This is a genomic window from Sporosarcina sp. NPDC096371 (assembly GCF_044762865.1).
Classification (GTDB): Bacteria; Bacillota; Bacilli; order Bacillales_A; family Planococcaceae; genus Sporosarcina.
In genome coordinates this window covers 1-15,744 of record NZ_JBIWFE010000011.1, presented here as the reverse complement: position 1 = coordinate 15,744, position 15,744 = coordinate 1, and the positions used below count along the sequence as shown (strand labels likewise).

Here is a 15,744-nt window from a genome sequence, read left to right as displayed (position 1 = left end):
GTGAAGGTAGGGAAAAGGATGTTTGCTAAACATAAAAAAACAATTAGTTTTGTGGTTGTGCTCGTATTGCTGATCGTTGTCATCATTCAGTCCGCGATTACCGGCAGTATCAAAGTCACGCCATTTGAACTGATTCAAGGGCTATTCACGGGAACGAATGACGATGTCGCTATTATTAAAGATTTGCGGTTGCCACGCATACTGATTGCTTTGTTTGCGGGTGCAGCGTTATCGGTGGCGGGTGTTCTGTTGCAGGCCGTTATGCGTAATCCATTAGCCGATCCAGGAATTATCGGTGTTTCGGCGGGTGCTGGTTTTATGTCTATACTGGTTGTATCATTATTCCCGACGTTGTATTTTTTTGTGCCGTTGTTTGCGTTTGTAGGCGGAGCACTGGCGTTTTTCCTTGTGTATTCATTATCCTGGAAATCGGGACTGGATCCGTTACGCATGATATTAATAGGGATTGCGGTTAATGCTTTGTTCACAGGCTTAAGTCAGGGAATTGGGTTTAGTGGTAGCGCACTGACGCAATCCATGAGCCAGACGATGACGTCGACGTTAACGATGAAAAAATGGAGCGATGTAGATGTCATCGTGTTATATGGAACGATTGGCCTGCTGTTATCGTTCGGTGTCTATGCATGGTGTAATTATTTGGCGTTAGAAGATCGGACAGCGAAAAATTTAGGCGTCAATGTCAATCTAGCTCGCTTTGTTATATCACTAATCGCCGTTTTACTCGCTTCTGTTGCCACATCTGTTGCGGGATTGTTTGCATTTGTGGGCTTGCTAGTTCCGCATATTGGCCGCTCATTGGTCGGTACAGATCACAAAGTGCTCATTCCATTTTCTGCGTTGGCGGGTGCGTTGTTGATTTTAACGGCAGACACGCTCGGCAGAACGATACTTGCGCCAAATGAAATTCCGGCTTCTATCATCATGGCTGTCATCGGGGGACCATTCCTCATATTCCTACTAAGAAAGAGTGATCGTATTTATGGACATTAAGGATATTACTTTTTCGTACGATAAAAAAGTCAATACGCTGCATGGTGTCAATAGTACGATTGATAGCGGAAAGGTGACAACGATTATCGGGCCGAATGGCTGCGGGAAATCGACATTACTTGGTGTGATGTCGAATAATCATCAGCCGAAGAGTGGACAAATTCTATTGGATGGCCAGGCACTGGCTGATTTCAAGCCAAAGGAATTGGCGAAGAAATTAGCAGTTGTCCATCAGCAAAATAACGCGCCTGCTGACATGACTGTAGAAAAGTTAACGGGCTATGGGCGGATTCCTTATAAAAAGCTATTTTCTTCAACGACGGAAGAGGATGAGCAGGCTGTTGAATGGGCGTTACAATGCACGAACTTGGCGGATAAGCGAAAAGTACCAATCGACGAATTGTCGGGCGGGCAAATGCAGCGCGTCTGGATTGCAATGGCGTTGGCCCAGAAAACCCATTATCTGTTTTTAGATGAACCAACGACGTATCTCGATATTTATTATCAGTATGAGTTATTGGAATTGATCAAGAGCTTAAATCGTGAGCATGGCATGTCCATCGTTATGGTGCTCCACGATATTAACCAGGCGATTCGTTATAGCGACACCATTATAGCGATGAAAAACGGGGAGATCATTGTCAAAGGCGCACCAAGTGAAGTCATGACAGCGCAAACGATTAAAGAGATTTATGGCGTCGATGTCAAAGTTAAAACAGACGAAGAAGCGGGGATGTATATCGTTCCTGTGGGCATTTGAATGATCAAGCAGAGTATCATAATTTACTTTTTCACATGTTCATTTGCGGTCCGCTTTAGGTAAGTGATTCACGATAGTTAAAAGAATTGAAGGGAAGAATAGCTAGGAATGACTCTGTCATTCCTAGCTATTCTTCTCAATACCCTTCTTGTGAATTATTACCTGTCGCGTTTCTACAATGAGTTAGTGAAAAGTACTGTTACTGGTAAAGTAAAGAAAAGATGACTTGCAATAAGGAATGGAAGAGCCCGAAGATACAATTTCGGGCTCTTTTTGTACATTGTACAATGTTTTCCTAACTGATTTTTTATCATGTAACACTGTATAGAAAGCGTTCCATCTAAAGCAGTCCAAAAAGAACGAGACACAGAGTACCTAGAGTTTGGTTGTTTTTGGTTAATCTACAGGCGTGGCATCATTTCACTTTGTGAGATGGTGTCTTTTTTTGTGCAAAGGCAGGCCCTTCGCGAAACAATGTCCTTCAACTCTAGCTCCTCCAAAAATAGATTCCAAAAAAACTTTTAAATTGTGAACAAAAAGTTCGTATGCAATATATCGCATAACGGCGCTACTTGTAAGCGCATTCATTTAATTTCACTATTTGTAATTGATAAACAATTTAAAAAAGACTGTTGACTCTGATAGATTTCCAAGATATGATGACATCAATCCAATATTAGTTCGTGATTCAATTCACAAACTACTAACATGTAAACAGACAGAATCAGTGAATAGAGAAGAATTGAACTACATTCTTCCTTGATGTGTGAGTGAATTGAGTAGGAGAGAATGCTATGAGAAGTGACATGATCAAAAAAGGTGTGGATCGCGCACCTCACAGAAGTTTACTATACGCGACTGGCATTAAAACGAAAGATTTAGAGAAGCCGTTCATAGGCGTCTGTAACTCCTATATTGATATTATCCCGGGACATAAACACTTAAATAAATTTGCGGAAATTGTTAAAGAGGCGATTTGGGAAGCAGGCGGGGTTCCATTCGAGTTCAATACCATTGGTGTTGACGATGGAATTGCGATGGGGCATATCGGAATGCGGTATTCATTGCCAAGCCGTGAACTCATTGCCGATTCGGCAGAAACGGTTATCAATGCACACTGGTTTGACGGCGTGTTCTACATACCGAACTGTGACAAAATTACGCCAGGTATGCTAATGGCGGCGGTTCGTACCAATGTACCATCCATTTTTGTGTCAGGTGGTCCAATGGAAGCCGGCGTATCTGCGGAAGGGAAGGCACTGTCACTCACTTCTGTATTTGAAGGAGTCGGCGCCTATAAGGCAGGTAAGATGTCAGCTGAAGAACTGCTAGACATTGAATCGAATGCTTGTCCAACATGTGGTTCTTGTTCAGGAATGTTCACTGCGAACTCCATGAACTGCTTAATGGAAATGCTAGGCGTTACGCTACCAGGAAACGGTACGATTGTAGCGACTTCCAATGAACGTCATCGACTCATTAAAGAAGCGGCCAAACAATTGGTGCGGATGGTGAAAGAAGACGTTAAACCTCGCGATATCATTACAAAAGAAGCAATCGACGATGCATTCGCTTTAGATATGGCAATGGGGGGTTCGACAAATACAGTACTCCACACATTGGCCATTGCACATGAAGCGGAAATTGATTATAAAGTCCAAGATATTAATGTAGTGGCAGAGCGCGTTCCTTATTTAGCGAAAATTATGCCAGCTTCAGACGTTTCGATGGACGATATCTTTAAAGCGGGTGGCGTTAGTTCGATTATCAATGAACTAACAAAAATCCCCGGTGCTATTCACCCAAATCGGTTGACGGTAACAGGCAAAACGATTGGTGAAGACGTAGCAGACTATCACATTACCAACGATAAAGTGATTCGTACCAAAGACAATCCACATAGCTTGGTCGGTGGCTTATCCGTATTATTCGGAAACATTGCGCCGGATGGTGGTGTCATTAAAGTCGGTGCTGTAGATCCATCGATTAAAACATTCCGTGGAGAAGCGATTGTGTTTGAATCGCAAGATGACGCACAAGAGAACATCGATAATGGCACTGTACGTGAAGGTCATGTAGTCGTTATTCGCTACGAAGGACCAAAAGGTGGACCTGGAATGCCGGAAATGCTTGCTCCGACATCTGCGATTCAAGGACGCGGTTTAGGCACGAAGGTAGCCCTCATTACGGACGGACGTTTCTCCGGGGCTTCCCGCGGAATTTCAATCGGACATATTTCTCCAGAAGCTGCTGATGGTGGGCCAATTGCCCTCGTTGAAAATGGTGATATGATCACCATTAATTTGACAGAGCGAACGATTGACCTTGAAGTGGCGAATGAAGAACTTGAAAAACGACAAGCAACCTTAAAACCGTTTGAACCTAAAATCAAAAAAGGTTGGTTAGCTAGATATTCAGCACTTGTCACATCTGCAAGTACTGGTGGCGTTATGAAAATTTAACTTAATTCAGTTGGGGGCCAAACCCCAACTGAATTAAGTTAAAGCCTCCGGCGGATGTCACAGATTTTGAAGGGAGTGAATTGCGTAAGCGCAATTCAAAATCTGGACGCAATTACGCCAAGGCGCAATTGAATATAATAACTCGTTGATGAGGTAAAAGTGGTTGGAATTTAGTATTCCCAGAGAGCCGGTCGTGCTGGAAGCCGGCAATACAACCAACCGCGACATCCCCTCGGAGTGGATTGCTGAAACTGCAGTAAAATGTAGGCAATCTCGGGCGTAGAGAAATCTGCGCTCGTTAACAAAGAATAGACTTGTCTATTCATAAGGTAGCGATTTTTGCTACGAACAAGGGTGGTACCATGAAAAGCTTTTTCATCCCTATGTAAAGAATACTATTTCTTTGCGTGGGTGAAAAAGCTTTTTTTATATAGTCAAATGATTGATTATTCAATCAATAATAAGCCGAATAGCGGCAACTTTTACTAACCATTAACGATAAGAAAAGTAAGGGGGAATTTGTAAATGAATGCTGGAGTTCAAGTGAAGCAACCCGCTAAGGAAATGGTGCCGGAGACAGTGGTAGAACAACAAACGAACCAACCAAAAGATGGGTCAGCTGTTCTCATTCAAGCGTTGAAAGACCAAGGCGTTGATGTTGTCTTCGGCTATCCTGGAGGGGCTGTCCTTCCGATTTACGATGCATTGTATAAGAATCCGATTTCCCATGTACTTGCCAGGCACGAGCAAGGTGCCATTCATGCAGCAGAAGGCTATGCACGCGTTTCAGGAAAACCGGGTGTTGTCATTGCAACGTCTGGTCCGGGAGCAACGAACCTTGTGACGGGGATTACGGATGCAATGATGGATTCACTGCCACTCGTTGTCTTCACAGGTCAAGTGGCCAGTTCGGTCATCGGAACGGATGCCTTTCAGGAAGCGGATATTATTGGGATCACGCAACCGATTACGAAGCATAACTACCAAGTAAATGACGTAGCAGATTTTCCGCGGATTATCAAAGAAGCATTCCATATCGCTTCAACAGGACGCAAAGGCCCAGTGCTCGTCGATATCCCTAAAAACATTGCGACGGGGTTGTTTGTACCGGTTGATGAAGCGGATGTAGAAGTCAACTTACCAGGCTATCAACCCACAACAACGCCAAACTTTTTGCAAATCCAAAAAGCAGCTCAAGCGATTGCTCAGGCTGAAAAACCATTAATCCTTGCGGGGGCCGGCATTCTCCATGCACAAGCAATGGACGAATTAAAAGAATTTGTTGAAAAACACCAAATCCCAGTGACCAACACGCTTCTTGGGTTGGGTGGGATCCACGGTAATCATGAATTATTCCTTGGCATGGCGGGGATGCATGGAACGGTTACAGCTAATATGGCCCTTTATAAATGTGACGTGCTCATCAACATCGGCGCACGCTTCGATGACAGACTGACGGGTAATCTAGACAAATTTGCACCAAACGCAAAAGTCATTCATATCGACATCGATCCTGCTGAAATTGGCAAAAACGTACCCACAGACATCCCGATTGTGGCGGATGCGAAAGAAGCATTGCAAGCCTTGTTAGCCCAAGACATCACTGTAACGAAAACGGCTGACTGGTTAACGTATTTGGAGGAATCACGCCAAGAGTATCCATTATGGTACAACAGTGATGAGAGTGAGCTACTTGCCCAGCAAGCAGTCGAAATTATCCATCGTGTGACAAACGGAGACGCGATTGTCACAACAGACGTTGGGCAGCACCAGATGTGGGCGGCTCAATACTACCCACTGAACAATCCGGATCATTGGGTAACGTCCGGAGGGCTTGGCACAATGGGGTTCGGCTTCCCAGCGGCAATCGGAGCACAACTGGCTAAGCCAGATAAACGTGTTGTGGCCATCGTAGGGGATGCGGGCTTCCAAATGACTGCACAGGAATTGTCCTTACTACAAGAACTTCGTATTCCTGTCAAAGTCGTCATCTTGAACAACCAAGCACTAGGGATGGTTCGTCAATGGCAAGAAACGTTTTACGAAGAACGCTACTCACAATCATTGATTCCCGTTCAACCAGATTTCGTCAAACTGGCGGAAGCCTATGATATCAAAGGCTACCGTATTCACACATTGGCGGAGGCTGAATCCATGTTCGAAGAAGCTCTTTTATCGGATGAACCGGTCCTCATTGATTGCCGTGTAAAACGGTTGGAAAACGTCTATCCGATGGTGGCGCCAGGTAAAGGCGTACATGAAATGATTGGGGTGAGTCGGAAGTGAGAAGAGTCATTACAGTTACGGTTATTAATCAAAGCGGTGTTTTGAATCGGGTGACCGGCTTACTGATGAAAAGGCAATTCAATATTGAAAGTATTACGGTTGGTCATACAGAACAGCCGGATCGATCGAAAATGACGTTCATCGTCAATGTGGAGGATGAACAGAAAATTGAGCAGCTCGTCAAACAGCTGTCCAAACAGATTGACGTTCTCAAAGTCAATGATATTACGGATAACTCCATCGTCATGCGGGAGCTTGCACTAGTAAAAGTCATTTCGCCGCCCCATGTCAGAAGTGAAATGAACAGCATCATCGAGCCATTCCGGGCGAGAATTCTCGATTCTAGTAAAAGCGTTGTGACCTATCAAGTGGTGGGGCATCCTGAAAAAATTGAAGCCTTCATCGAGTTGCTCAAGCCCTATGGTATCAAGGAATTGACGCGAACGGGTGCAACAGCTATGACGCGTGATATGCAGAAAATCCAATCTCCACAGCTGTCTATTTTAAAGCAATAACGAAGTGATTCATAGCAAGCCCATATAAAACTAAAAAACTTATAACCTACTAGGAGGAAATTATTATGACAAAAATGTATTATAACCAAGATATCAACGAGGCAGTTCTACAGGGCAAAACAATCGCAGTTATCGGATACGGTTCACAAGGTCATGCACACGCACAAAACCTAAACGATTCAGGCTTCAACGTAGTTGTCGGTGTACGCGAAGGGAAATCTTTTGATCAAGCAGAACAAGATGGTTTGAACGTGAAAACAGTGCGCGAAGCAGCTGAACAAGCGGATGTGATCATGATCCTACTTCCGGATGAAAGACAGAAAGCAGTCTATGATGCAGAAATCGCACCAGCACTCACAGCAGGAAAGTCACTCGTATTTGCACACGGATTCAACGTCCATTTCAATCAAATCGAACCACCTGCCGATGTTGACGTATTCCTTGTAGCACCAAAAGGACCTGGTCATCTCGTTCGTCGTACATTCGAAGCTGGCGCTGGCGTACCTGCACTATTCGCAGTGTATCAAGACGTATCAGGCAATGCGAAAGATGTGGCACTTGCATACGCGAAAGCAATCGGTTCTGCTCGTGGTGGAGTTCTTGAAACTTCATTCAAAGAAGAAACAGAAACGGATCTATTCGGAGAGCAAGCTGTACTTTGTGGTGGCTTGACAGCACTTGTAAAAGCAGGATTTGAAACGCTTGTAGAAGCGGGTTATCAGCCTGAGCTTGCTTACTTCGAAACATTGCATGAAACAAAACTGATTGTTGACTTGATGTATGAAGGCGGAATGGCAGGCATGCGTTATTCTATCTCCGATACAGCTGAGTGGGGCGACTTTGTATCAGGTCCACGCGTTGTCGATGCCGATACAAAAGCGCGTATGAAAGACATCCTAACAGATATTCAATCAGGTAAATTTGCAAAAGAATGGATCGAAGAAAACGAAAATGGTCGTCCAAACTTCAATGCCATCGAAAAAGCAGAAGCAGAGCACCAAATAGAAGTAGTCGGTAAAAAACTTCGTGCGATGATGCCGTTTGTAAATGAAGGCGCAAAAACAAAAGAGGAAGAAGTGGTGGGTAGTGCGACGAATTGACATATTTGATACAACTCTTCGGGACGGTGAACAATCAGCTGGCATTAATCTAAATACGGCTGAGAAGTTAGAAATTGCAAAGCAACTTGAAAAATTCGGGGCAACAATCATTGAAGCAGGATTTCCTGCTTCTTCCCCGGGTGATTTTGAAGCGGTTCAACGCATTGCGAATACAGTAAAAAATTCGACAGTGACAGGTCTTGCTCGGGCGATGAAAAGCGATATTGAAACGTCGTGGGAAGCACTTCGTGGTGCGGAACAACCTCATTTACACGTCTTTTTAGCAACATCACCCATTCATATGGAATATAAGTTGCAGAAAACACCTGATCAGGTAGTGGATATTGCAGTAGAAGCTGTTAAATATGCACGTAAGTTTTTCCCGCGCGTGCAGTGGTCAGCAGAAGATGCATTTCGTTCAGACCGAGAGTTCCTAGTCCGTATTATCAATCAAGTCATTGCAGCCGGTGCATCAGTGATCAACATTCCAGATACAGTTGGTTATGCAACACCGCAAGAGTACGGGGCTTTATTCAAATACTTAAAAGAAAATGTGACAGGTATCGATAAAGTAAAGCTTTCTGCACATTGTCACAATGACCTGGGAATGGCGGTAGCCAATTCAATCGCAGCTATTGAAAATGGTGCGGAACAAGTCGAAGGAACGATCAATGGGATTGGCGAACGTGCCGGAAACGCAGCGCTTGAAGAAATCGCAGTCGCGCTACATATACGAAAAGATTTCTATGGCTTCGAAACAGGAATTAACTTACAGGAAATCAAGCGTACGAGTCAGCTCGTTAGCCAATTGACGGGCGTCGTGATTCAGCCGAACAAAGCGGTTGTTGGTAAAAACGCATTTGCGCATGAATCGGGAATCCATCAAGATGGTTATCTGAAAAACCGTGAAACGTATGAAATTATTACACCTGAACTTATTGGCGATAAAACAGAACCGCTTGCACTTGGTAAGCATTCTGGCAGGCATGCATTTAAAGACCGTGCGATTACAATGGGCTTTGACCTGAGTGATGAGAAGTTGAATAAAGCATTCGCAGAGTTTAAAAAATTGGCGGACCGTAAAAAAGAAATCACAGAAGATGATCTGTTCATTTTATTCACAGATCAACAAATTAAATATAAAGATACACCTGTCTATGAATTGACGAATGTCCAAGTGCAGTATGGGACAGCTAATATTCCGACAGCCACTGTATCGGCAGTAGAACCGAGTGGCGAATCACTCACTGTGGCAGCGACGGGGGCCGGGTCAGTAGAAGCTATTTTCAATACATTGGAACAGCTGGTCACGGGAGAAGTTCATATTCTCGATTACCGAGTGACATCGATCGGTAAAGGACGCGATGCGCTTGGCGAAGCGGTTGTCAATTTAAGTATCGACGGCGAAGTGTCCATTGGACGCGATGTTGCGCAGGACGTATTGGAAGCATCAGCTAAAGCGTATTTGAATGCATATAACAGACATTTGATCAAAACAGCAGCGCCAGTGAGGGCAGTTGCAGTAGAAGTAAATTAAAACAAGGAGGAGAAGTCCTATGGAAAAGAGAGTAGCGGTATTACCAGGTGATGGAATAGGTCCAGAAGTGACAGCGGCGGCGGTAAAGGTGCTAGAAACGATTGGAAGACGCTTTCATCATACCTTTCATATTGAATACGGGGCAATCGGCGGCAATGCGATTGACCACTTTAACAATCCACTTCCGGATGAAACCATTAAGCTTTGCGAAGAGAGTGATGCCGTTCTCCTCGGTGCAGTAGGCGGACCAAAATGGGATCAGAATCCTTCTGAGCTACGGCCGGAAAAAGGACTGCTAGCGATCCGAAAACATTTTGATCTATTTGCCAATCTGCGTCCTGTGGCTGCTGTGCCATCTTTGCTCCATGCATCTCCTCTAAAAGAAGAAGTTGCAAAAGACGTCAATATGATGATAGTTCGCGAATTAACGGGCGGCATTTACTTTGGTCAGCCGAGCAGACGGACAGAGAATTCAGCGGTTGACTCGCTTGTGTATACACGTGCGGAAATCGAACGTATTGTAGAAAAAGCATTTGAGCTTGCTAGATTGCGCGGAGGAAAAGTAACATCTGTCGATAAAGCTAACGTACTAGAATCTAGTAAATTATGGCGTGAAGTGGTAGAAGAGATGAGAAAAGCATATCCAGATATCGAAGTGGAGCACGCTTTGGTCGACTCTTGTGCGATGAAACTGATTACGAATCCTTCGTCGTTTGACGTTGTTGTGACGGAGAATATGTTTGGCGATATTTTAAGTGATGAGGCGTCTGTCATTACAGGTTCTCTAGGTGTATTGCCATCTGCCAGCATTAATGGCGATAATTTTGGCTTGTATGAGCCTGTTCATGGATCTGCACCTGAAATTGCCGGTCAAGATATCGCAAACCCGGCTGCAACAATTCTATCGGTTGCGATGATGTTGAAGTATTCATTTAGCCTGAAAACGGAGGCGGCGGCGATTGAAGCAGCGGTGAATACGGTATTCGAAGAAGGATTTTTCACAGCAGACCTTGCATCGCCAGGGCAACGGGTTTTATCGACGAAAGAATGGACGGACAAAGTGGTAGATGAATTAGATACGCAATTTGTTTCGAATAGTATTATGTATTCCTACGTTTAATAATGAGAGAGGGAACGGGTATAATACCTGTTTTCCTCTTAGTATTTTATCTAATAGTTTTATAAAATAACGAATGTCTTCAAATCCGCTTCGGCGCATAGGGAAGGATTGAACTACATCCTTCCTCGGGGATGCCTTTCGTCATAAGCCGGGCAGCTTCGCCGCCAGTCTTATAGCTTCGGCTACCCCTGTAAGGCGCCTACGCTCAAATTACACAACTATTCATATATTCAACTTATAATAGAAAGGAGAAGTACAATGGCGAAAAATATAATTGAGAAAATTTGGGACCAGCATGTCGTATACGAAGAACAGGGGAAGCCGGATTTGCTTTATATTGACCTTCATTTATTGCATGAAGTAACTTCTCCGCAAGCATTTGAAGGGTTAAGACTGGCTAACCGGACTGTACGACGATCTGATTTGTGTTTTGCAACAATGGACCATAACGTGCCAACGCGTAACAGAGATGCCATTAAGGATCCGATTGCACGCAAGCAAATTAACACGTTGCAATCCAACTGTGACGAATTCGGTATCGAACTTGCGAATATGGATCACCCAGACCAAGGAATTGTTCATATTATTGGACCAGAACTTGGGCTGACTCAACCAGGGAAAACCATTGTCTGTGGAGATAGCCATACGTCGACGCACGGAGCATTTGGAGCCATTGCGTTCGGTATAGGAACGAGTGAAGTGGAACACGTCTTGTCGACGCAAACACTATGGCAAGCCAAACCGAAAACAATGGAAATTCGTGTGAATGGACAACTTGGTTTTGGTGTGACAGCCAAGGACATTATTTTGGCGATTATCGCGAAATTTGGTATCGATATGGGTACGGGTCATATTGCTGAATTTACAGGGGAAGCGATTCGCAATCTAACGATGGAAGAACGAATGACGGTTTGTAATATGTCGATTGAAGCGGGAGCGAAAGCTGGTTTGATCAGCCCTGACGAAACGACAGTTGCTTATTTGAAAAATCGTCGATATGTTCCAGAAGGAGAAGCATTTGATGAAACGGCGGCAACTTGGTTGTCATTGGCATCAGATGAAGGAGCGAGCTATGATACCATCGTTGAAATTGAAGCAGAAGAGATCGAACCATTCGTGACATGGGGGACAAATCCTGCGATGGGATCTGGCATTACAGCGCATGTTCCATCTGCCAACGATTTTGAATCAGAGTCAGATAAAGATGCATTGAAACAGGCACTTGCTTATATGGGGCTAGAAGAAGGGGCTCCGTTGACTTCTATCGACATCCAACACGTTTTCATCGGTTCATGCACAAATGCGAGGCTAAGCGATTTGCGGGCTGCTGCAAAAGTGATTGAAGGGAAGAAAGTCCATTCTTCTGTTACGGCGATTGTCGTGCCTGGATCACGTACGGTTAAAAAACAGGCCGAAGATGAGGGACTTGATGCTATTTTCCTTGAAGCAGGGTTCGAATGGCGAGAGTCCGGTTGCAGTATGTGTCTGGCTATGAATGACGATGTCGTTCCAGCGGGCGAACGTTGTGCTTCGACGTCGAACCGTAACTTTGAAGGGCGTCAAGGTGCTGGGGCTCGTACACATCTGATGAGTCCAGCGATGGCTGCGGCTTCTGCGATTGCAGGCCATTTCGTCGATGTCAGGGAATTACAACTCGCTAATGCATAACGAAGGGAGATAAGCAGATGGAGCCGATTAATGAAGTGGTCAGTGTCGTAACGCCACTCGACCGTAAAAACGTAGATACAGACCAAATTATTTCGAAAGAATTCCTTAAACGGATTGAGCGAACAGGATTCGGCAAGTACGTGTTCTATCATTGGCGCTTTCATGAGGATGGGAGTGAGGTAGAAGACTTCGTTCTCAATGATGAGAGATTCAAAGGATCGAAAATTCTTGTTGCTCATGAAAACTTTGGTTGCGGCTCTTCTAGAGAGCATGCACCCTGGTCGATTTTGGACTATGGATTCAATGTCGTCATTGCTCCGAGTTTTGCTGATATTTTTTATAATAACTGTATGAAGAATGGATTACTTCCTATTAAATTAACCGTTTCAGAAGTAGAAGAGTTGTTGGCGAATGGTCAACAGGAAGCCTATTCTGTAGAGGTTAATTTAGAAAAGCAGACGGTGACAGGGCAAGATGGCAAGACGTATTCATTTGACATTGATCCATACTATAAACAGATGCTACTAAATGGCTGGGATGAAATCTCGCTGACTTTTCAATATGAAGAGCATATTGCGAAGTATGAAGAACGTCGTGTGAAGCAGTTGGTGTAAGGTTATTCACAAACATAATTGAACTGCAAAAAGTCCCCCTTGTTGAAGGGGGCTTTTGCGTTGTTTTTGTAAAATACACGTATATTTTTGTTTATTAGTTGATTGTAAGACCTCCGCTTGCAGCACCAGCTAAGGTACTAATTGTGAGAAGCCCTGGGGCGCTAGCTGCAAACACCAATACTAAACGTTCTCCCACGTTTACCGAAACCGAAGTATTACTAATGGTACCAGTTTGCATAGAACCAATTGAAATTGGGGATGGGAATGCTAGATTTACTGCAACGCCGGTTGAGTTAAAGATATTACTGTTTACTGCAGCGCGAAATACTTCCGCACGAACCGTTGTTGTTGCCCCAAGACTTAATGCTACTGTACTAATAAAGGTCACTGATAGATTTGTAAGTGTTCCTGTACGGGGAACGACAAAGGCATAGTTACTAAGTACTGGAAGTGTAAATGAGCCACCTGCAATTGCGACACCTGGTATAGAAGTACCGAACCCTATGAGAGCTGTAGTACCAAGCAAACCTAAGAGTGGTACAGTCAGTGATATAGCTGTGTTTCCTGATGCAAATGGGATGAGTGAGTTGTTACCTGGTATACCTTGAATCCCTGTAGCTCCAGTCGGCCCGGTAATGCCTTGAATCCCTGTAGCTCCGGTCGGTCCGGTAACGCCTTGAATCCCTGTAGCTCCAGTCGGTCCGGTAACGCCTTGAATCCCTGTAGCTCCAGTCGGCCCGGTAATGCCTTGAATCCCTGTAGCTCCAGTCGGTCCTGTAACGCCTTGAATCCCTGTAGCTCCGGTCGGTCCTGTAACGCCTTGAATCCCTGTAGCTCCGGTCGGTCCTGTAACGCCTTGAATCCCTGTAGCTCCAGTCGGTCCGGTAACGCCTTGAATCCCTGTAGCTCCAGTCGGCCCGGTAATGCCTTGAATCCCTGTCGGTCCAGTAGGTCCCGTAACGCCTTGAATTCCTGTAGCTCCAGTCGGTCCTGTAACGCCTTGGATACCTGTAGCTCCAGTAGGTCCTGTAACGCCTTGGATACCAGTCGGTCCTGTAACGCCTTGAATTCCTGTAGCTCCAGTTGGCCCGGTAATGCCTTGAATCCCTGTAGCTCCAGTCGGTCCGGTAACGCCTTGAATCCCTGTAGCTCCAGTCGGTCCGGTAACGCCTTGAATCCCTGTAGCTCCAGTCGGCCCGGTATTGCCTTGAATCCCTGTAGCTCCGGTCGGTCCGGTAACCCCTTGAATACCTGTCGGTCCAGTCGGTCCGGTAACGCCTTGAATTCCTGTAGCTCCAGTCGGCCCGGTAATACCTTGAATCCCTGTAGCTCCAGTCGGTCCTGTAACGCCTTGGATACCTGTAGCTCCAGTCGGCCCGGTAACGCCTTGAATCCCTGTAGCTCCAGTCGGACCGGTAATGCCTTGAATACCTGTCGGTCCAGTCGGTCCCGTAACGCCTTGAATTCCTGTAGCTCCAGTCGGCCCGGTAACGCCTTGAATCCCTGTAGCTCCGGTCGGTCCTGTAACGCCTTGAATCCCTGTAGCTCCAGTCGGCCCGGTATTGCCTTGAATCCCTGTAGCTCCAGTCGGTCCGGTAACCCCTTGAATTCCTGTAGCTCCAGTCGGTCCTGTAACGCCTTGGATACCTGTAGCTCCAGTCGGTCCTGTAACGCCTTGAATCCCTGTAGCTCCAGTCGGACCGGTAATGCCTTGAATACCGGTTGTACCTGTAGGTCCCGTAGGCCCTTGAATTCCTTGATCCCCGGTAGGTCCTGTAACGCCCTGGATACCTTGATCTCCGGTCGGTCCTGTAACACCTTGAATCCCTGTAGCTCCAGTCGGTCCGGTTATACCTTGAATACCGGTTGTACCTGTAGGTCCCGTAGGCCCCGTAGGTCCTTGAATTCCTTGATCCCCGGTAGGTCCTGTAACGCCCTGAATCCCTGTAGCCCCGGTCGGTCCTGTAACACCTTGAATCCCTGTAGCTCCAGTCGGTCCTGTAACGCCTTGAATCCCTGTAGCTCCAGTCGGTCCTGTAACGCCCTGAATACCTGTAGCCCCGGTAGGTCCGGTGACGCCTTGGATACCTTGATCTCCAGTCGGTCCTGTAACGCCCTGAGTACCTGTAGCCCCGGTAGGTCCGGTGACGCCTTGGATACCTTGATCTCCGGTCGGTCCTGTAACGCCTTGAATCCCTGTAGCTCCAGTCGGTCCTGTAACGCCTTGAATCCCTGTAGCTCCAGTAGGTCCAGTAATGCCTTGGATACCTGTAGCTCCAGTCGGTCCAGTAATGCCTTGAATCCCTGTAGCCCCGGTCGGTCCAGTAACGCCTTGGATACCTTGATCTCCGGTCGGTCCTGTAACGCCTTGAATCCCTGTAGCCCCGGTCGGTCCTGTAACGCCTTGAATCCCTGTAGCTCCAGTCGGTCCAGTAACGCCTTGGATACCTGTAGCTCCGGTCGGTCCAGTAACGCCTTGGATACCTTGATCTCCGGTCGGCCCGGTAATGCCTTGAATCCCTGTAGCTCCAGTCGGTCCTGTAACGCCTTGAATCCCTGTAGCTCCGGTCGGTCCAGTAACGCCTTGAATCCCTGTAGCTCCAGTCGGTCCTGTAACGCCTTGAATCCCTGTAGCTCCGGTCGGTCCTGTAACGCCTTGAATCCCTGTAGC

General features: G+C 45.9%; 11 protein-coding genes and 1 other annotated feature. Of the genes, 10 read left to right on the top strand and 1 reads right to left on the bottom strand.

The window, feature by feature from the left end; translation table 11 throughout:
• Window positions 1-18: 18 nt before the first annotated feature.
• From ACIQ0H_RS20105 to leuD, 10 genes are all read left to right on the top strand, one after another.
• Window positions 19-1,011: a FecCD family ABC transporter permease gene (locus ACIQ0H_RS20105; protein ID WP_403418839.1), complete on the top strand. Its 993-nt coding sequence runs from the start codon at window positions 19-21 to the stop codon at window positions 1,009-1,011.
• A complete protein-coding gene (locus ACIQ0H_RS20100; protein WP_403418837.1) occupies window positions 1,001-1,771 on the top strand; it encodes an ABC transporter ATP-binding protein in 771 nt (256 codons plus the stop codon). The genes ACIQ0H_RS20105 and ACIQ0H_RS20100 overlap by 11 nt, the downstream gene beginning before the upstream one ends.
• Window positions 1,772-2,565: 794 nt before the next feature.
• Window positions 2,566-4,233 carry a dihydroxy-acid dehydratase gene (gene ilvD, locus ACIQ0H_RS20095; RefSeq protein ID WP_403418835.1) on the top strand — a complete coding sequence of 556 codons (1,668 nt, stop codon included), beginning with the start codon at window positions 2,566-2,568 and terminating at the stop codon, window positions 4,231-4,233.
• A gap of 136 nt (window positions 4,234-4,369) precedes the next feature.
• Window positions 4,370-4,619 (top strand) — a binding site (T-box leader).
• A 139-nt stretch (window positions 4,620-4,758) separates the two neighbouring features.
• Window positions 4,759-6,519, top strand: a complete 1,761-nt coding sequence (gene ilvB, locus ACIQ0H_RS20090; protein WP_403418833.1) for an acetolactate synthase large subunit — start codon at window positions 4,759-4,761, stop codon at window positions 6,517-6,519.
• Window positions 6,516-7,034 (top strand): acetolactate synthase small subunit, encoded by a 519-nt coding sequence (gene ilvN, locus ACIQ0H_RS20085; protein WP_403418831.1) that lies wholly within the window; start codon window positions 6,516-6,518, stop codon window positions 7,032-7,034. The genes ilvB and ilvN overlap by 4 nt, the downstream gene beginning before the upstream one ends.
• A gap of 65 nt (window positions 7,035-7,099) precedes the next feature.
• Complete coding sequence (ilvC, locus tag ACIQ0H_RS20080) at window positions 7,100-8,134, top strand: ketol-acid reductoisomerase (RefSeq protein ID WP_403418829.1); 1,035 nt, start codon at window positions 7,100-7,102, stop codon at window positions 8,132-8,134.
• Window positions 8,121-9,671, top strand: coding sequence for a 2-isopropylmalate synthase (locus ACIQ0H_RS20075; protein ID WP_403418827.1), 1,551 nt, complete (start codon window positions 8,121-8,123; stop codon window positions 9,669-9,671). The genes ilvC and ACIQ0H_RS20075 overlap by 14 nt, the downstream gene beginning before the upstream one ends.
• A 19-nt stretch (window positions 9,672-9,690) precedes the next feature.
• Window positions 9,691-10,791: a 3-isopropylmalate dehydrogenase gene (leuB, locus tag ACIQ0H_RS20070; RefSeq protein ID WP_403418825.1), complete on the top strand. Its 1,101-nt coding sequence runs from the start codon at window positions 9,691-9,693 to the stop codon at window positions 10,789-10,791.
• Window positions 10,792-11,049: 258 nt separating this feature from the next.
• Entirely contained in the window at window positions 11,050-12,459 is a 1,410-nt protein-coding gene (gene leuC, locus ACIQ0H_RS20065) for a 3-isopropylmalate dehydratase large subunit (protein ID WP_403418823.1), read from the top strand.
• A 17-nt stretch (window positions 12,460-12,476) separates the two neighbouring features.
• Entirely contained in the window at window positions 12,477-13,073 is a 597-nt protein-coding gene (leuD, locus tag ACIQ0H_RS20060) for a 3-isopropylmalate dehydratase small subunit (protein WP_403418821.1), read from the top strand.
• Between the two features lie 94 nt (window positions 13,074-13,167).
• Here the strand turns inward: leuD and ACIQ0H_RS20055 are convergent.
• Window positions 13,168-15,744: beta strand repeat-containing protein (locus ACIQ0H_RS20055; RefSeq protein ID WP_403418819.1), on the bottom strand; the 2,577-nt coding region annotated here is incomplete at its 5' end.